Origin of the sequence: Anaerosporobacter sp. (assembly GCF_031551385.1) — a bacterium.
Lineage (GTDB): Bacteria > Bacillota > Clostridia > Lachnospirales > Lachnospiraceae > Anaerosporobacter.
This window is the reverse complement of record NZ_JAVBNS010000281.1, coordinates 1-5,171: the sequence shown is the minus strand read 5'-3', so window position 1 is coordinate 5,171 and position 5,171 is coordinate 1. Positions and strand designations below refer to the sequence as shown.

Sequence of the window (5,171 nt, the reverse complement as noted above, 5' to 3'; positions counted from 1 at the left end):
TAATAGAATATGACCTGCTTCTGGATGTGACATTCCATGAAGTGGCTTACCCTCTATAATTACGCCTACACCTACACCAGTTCCGATTGTGATATAGATACTGTTCTTTACTTCCTTTGTTATTCCCCAAGTTGCCTCACCAATCGCAGATGCATTTACATCCGTATCGAATCCCACTGGAACATGCAATGCTTCTTCAAATGCGCCAACAATATTATAATTTCTCCAAGCAAGTTTTGGCGTTGATGTGATATAGCCATACGTATCCGATTCTCTATTTAAATCAATCGGCCCAAAACAGCCTACACCTAATGCATCAATATCCTTACTTTTGAAATACTCAATTAATTTGGGCATTGTTATCTCTGGTTTTTCCGTTGGAATGGATAATCGTTCAAAGATTTCTCCTTGCTCATTCCCAATTGCAACTACCATCTTCGTGCCACCAGCTTCTAACGCACCTATTCTCATGTGTGTGCCTCCTTGTTTTACATGTATTTTTGTTGAACTCTATTATTTTAATATTGCTTATTTTTATATTACTACTTTTCTGATTAACTTCTACTCTTTAAGGTATTATTATCCTTAGATTATTTTAAGCTAAACCAAGATTAATTTCAAGTTAATTTTAATCATTTATACTTTTATTTCACTCCTACACGTATGAAGTGGTTGCTACCACTTTGCTACGCGACAACAACCACTCTATAGTACAACTACTACTTCACTTGATAATATTGAAAATCCGCATATCCTGTACTAATTCTGCCTAGGAAGTTTCCACAGAATATACCTGGGCGTGCACCTGTCCAGCCTCCTGCTGTTGCTACTTGTGGATTTCCAATCGGGATAAATGTCTCCTCATCTACGCTATAGTAGTATTGAATGACACCTCCCTCTTCCACTTCCATACGCATAGTTATCTCATTCTTCTTTACGATATGTTTTTCTTCACATGTTTCGCAAACTACCTCTTGGTCATAAATCGATATGTCTTTCGCTTTACCAGAATACTGTTTCACAACGTATTGTCCTTCTTCTTGCTCTAACGCAATATAGCTATATTGATACCCCATCATTGCAAGACCGGCTTTATCACCAAACTCAACATCACGCAATGTAATCTTTGTTGTAATTTGAAATGCTTCTTCTTGCATAAGATGCGACAAAAACCATGGTGCATGGAATAACGAATGTGACTTTTCGCTCTTACATGCATGTAAGCGCAAATTACCCGGATTTTGTGTTAATGAATACCATCTCTCATTCGGATTCGCCTGCCACTGCCATTGTAATCCTAATGTCTTACTATCAAAATCATCAGAAATCTCAGGTAAATTAACTGCTTTAATGCCACGTTTCTCATATAAAGAATTGCACTGTTCTATCATCTCATCGGTCAACTCAACTGGTGATTCATATGTTAGTACTGGTTCACCAATTCCATCACCGTTCGTATCCATTCCCATCATAGGCCAATCTTCTTCCCAATACACTGGTTGTAGATGTGTTATTCTTCCATATGCTCCTCGATCTTGAAAATGCAAAAACCAATCGTTACCGTCCTCCATCTCTATGTATGCCCCTTGATGTGGCCCATTAATTATGCTGTCTCCTTGATGTAATGTTACCTTAACCTCATATGGCCCATAGATATTCTTCGAACGCATAACAATCTGCCAACCAGTTACTACTCCGCCAGCAGGCGCCATGATATAATAGTAACCGTTACGTCTATATGCCTTTGGCCCTTCGGTAGTATGATGTTCTTCTCCTCCATCAAAAACCAATTTTCCATTGTCAATAATTTTCGTTCCTTCTTTATTCATCTTATGCACATAGATAATGCTATTGATTCCTGCTCTACTTCCTGCAAATGCATGGACTAGATACGCATTTCCTTCCTCGTCCCATACAGGGCAAGGGTCAATCCAGCCAGTAACTCGAAGCACATGATGCATCTCCCAATCACCAAAAGGATCTTTTGCCTTATATAAGAATAATCCTTCATCTGGTGTACACACATATACATAAAATTCTCCCTCATGAAAGCGAATTGCAGGTGCCCAGATTCCTTTCTTATGCATCGTATGATTGTATGCATCAAACGGTAACTCTTTGGCTATATAGTTTACAAGATTCCAGTTTACTAAATCTTTCGAATGTAATAACGGTAGCCCCGGAAAATACGTGAAGGAGGATGCTATCATATAAAAGTCATCTCCAACTCGAATTGCATCTGGATCACTAAAATCTCCTTTTAATATTGGATTTTGGTATGTTGTCATAATTGTTAAACCTCCTTATTTAGCTACTTCCAGTTTAGCAATATAGGGGTATGAATGAGATGCAATTTTTATATAATATACTGTACTTTTTTATGTTCTTTCGACTTTTTTAAAAGACTCCAAGTAAATATATCGCAGTATCGATAACTTACTTGGAGTCTTTTGTTATTTCATTTTGGATTGCAAGGCAATCACTTTTTTAACTGGTATCTACTTAACTGTAACTGTAGTTTTGTATGTCTTTACCTTTCCAGAGTATAATGTTACTGTCGCTGTAATTGTAGCTGTTCCTTTTTTCTTCGCAGTTATTTTACCTGATGATGCTCCAACAGATGCAACACTAGAATTGCTAGATTTATATGTTATGGTAACTGCTCCGACGCAAGTATACTTCGTAGAAATGTTTAACTTACTTACCTTTTCTAACCAATCTGGCAATACTGGTTTTATCGTACTTGTCTTATCTTTTTTCAATGTAACACTCTTTGTAATTTGCACTTGATTAACAAGAGAAGTTATCACTTTTGTGTTTGCTTTTTTTGCTAATACTACATAGTCACCACCTTTAATAATTGGAAGGGACAGGTAGCCATCTGCATCAACCACACAGCTATAACCTCCTGGAATGGTATCCAGTTTCTTTGTTGTACTATTGTAGTAGTACACATATACCTTTTTGCCTACTTTAATTCCTGCCTGTTCTCCTATATAAACTTTGTTTGTTACCTGAACAGATAATGTCTTTTTCGAAGCAACTGTTACTACTACACCATTTGAGTTCTTTGAGTCATTTTCCAATACCTTTTTAACAACTGAATTTGTATTTGCTACAGCCGTCTTTATTCCTAGGCTAATGCCTTCCGTAATGGAAGCCTTTGCTAAATCATCTGCATCAATTGTCCACTGATAAAGTAGCTTCTTACTTTCATCATTTACAACAAGAGTAATTGTCTTTTGATTCTCCTTTGCTGCTGTAAGGATTTGTTTGGATAACATAATATCATTTATAGCAATACTTTCATTTGCAATAAATGAATTTGGTAATGTTACAACAACTTTCACATTCTTAATGGAATCCGATTTAATCTGATTTACAATCGTGCTAGAAGGCAATTCAATCTTTAACTGATATGGATTCTTTACTGTAACTGTTGACAATTCGGATTCATATGCTTTTTCATTAATCGTTACAGAAACTGTTGCTTCTTGATTCGCAGTTTCAACTTTAATTACTTGCTTACTTGTTGAATCTGTAGTATTTGTTGTTTCATTATCTATGATAGTAGCATTGTAACCGTTGTCAATATTTTTCACAATCCATTTTGCATATAATATTATGCTGTCTGTAACAGTATCTTTTGCAAAATCCCATTTTTGAGTTAATGAACTATCTTTATACCAACCTTCGAATTCATTTCCTGTCTTTTCTGGTTTTGATGGTTCAGTTACTTTGTTACCATTCTCTATTGTTTGAGAAGATACTGTGCTTCCACCATTTGTATTAAATGTTATTGTAAAGAATTTCTTATCATCATTATCGCCGTTATCATCGTTGTTACCATTATCTTTCACAGTCCATTTTGCATATAGTGTGACATTTTCTGTAACAGTATCTTTCGCAAAATCCCATTTTTGAGTTAGTGAACTATCTTTATACCAACCTTCAAATTCATATCCTGTCTTTTCTGTCTTTGATGGTTCAGTTACCAAACTTCCTTTTTCCACGAGTTGAGCAGTTACCTTACTTCCATCGTTTGTATTAAATGTTACAGTACAGTTTTCTTCTTCAACTCCCAAAACTGTACTCTTTGTATTATATACAAAAATCAATCTTTCACTAGTTGTTACACTAGCACTTGAAGTCTTTGTTGAATTGCTTAATCTCATTGTTAAAACAGCGCTCGTTGGTGTATCTGCACCATCTACATGGATAGTTACAGCTCGGTTATCGTACTTAGGCGATGCCAAATAATAGTAACCAATACCTGTCGCTTTAAGAGTAAATCTTTCACTGTCTGATACAGTATCAGCATCAGCTTTGATTACATTTTCATCACCAACCATATCTGCCTTTACAGATACATACTTATCTGTACTTACGCATTTTAGTGCATAAGTGCCATCGTCATTATTAATTAATTGGAAATAAGGCGCATCTGCTTTCTTCAGAGAAGCTGTAATCGTACCATCTTCTGAAACTGCAAAATAGGAGTTTAACGTTTCTGCCACACCTGCAGCAACAGAACTGTCATATTGTTTTACTGCACTATATGTTCTTTGATACCAAGGTTCAATCGCTGTCCTGATTTGGAAATATGGTTCTGATTTCGCTGTACTTGCACCATTATATGTTGTTAATGTACCGAAATTCAAATTATCATTATGTACATAACCTTGTGCTCGCATAGCTTCTGCTGCTTTCTTCATCCATGTAACATCCACACCTTCAACATTTGAATAATAAGATAATGGAAGTTCATAAACTGGTCTTAATTCACCTCTGTTAATCTTCTCACTGTCTAGCGTTGTCCAATATCCTCTGCTCGAATTATTGAATACATTCATCAAAGGCTCAAACGTATAATTTGTATCATATAAGTTATACTGTGCCGCCCAATTAAATGCTTTTGCAAGACGGTAATTATACAGATCGTATAAATTAATTCCTTGATTCAGTGCTGCCGCACAAACATCTGCCATATATCCAATTCCAAGCTGTGCATGTGCTTGATCTCTCGCACTTTCTACAGATTGTCCCCAGTCACTTACATACACTGCAATCGAACCGTTGATATGGATATCTTGATATAACTCCACTGCACGAGAGAATATTTCTTCATTCTCACATAGAATACCAATTGATATCATTGATACCATCGCTGC

The 5,171-nt window shown here is 36.1% G+C and carries 3 protein-coding genes; all 3 read right to left on the bottom strand.

From position 1 onward, the window contains the following. A partial coding sequence (locus RMR19_RS20935; RefSeq protein WP_310605452.1) for an ROK family protein occupies positions 1–471 on the bottom strand: 471 nt, incomplete at its 3' end. Positions 472–719: 248 nt separating this feature from the next. After that, entirely contained in the window at positions 720–2,288 is a 1,569-nt protein-coding gene (locus tag RMR19_RS20930) for a glycoside hydrolase family 43 protein (protein WP_310605451.1), read from the bottom strand. A 210-nt stretch (positions 2,289–2,498) separates the two neighbouring features. Continuing rightward, on the bottom strand, positions 2,499–5,171 hold a 2,673-nt coding region (locus RMR19_RS20925), incomplete at its 5' end, for an InlB B-repeat-containing protein (protein ID WP_310605450.1).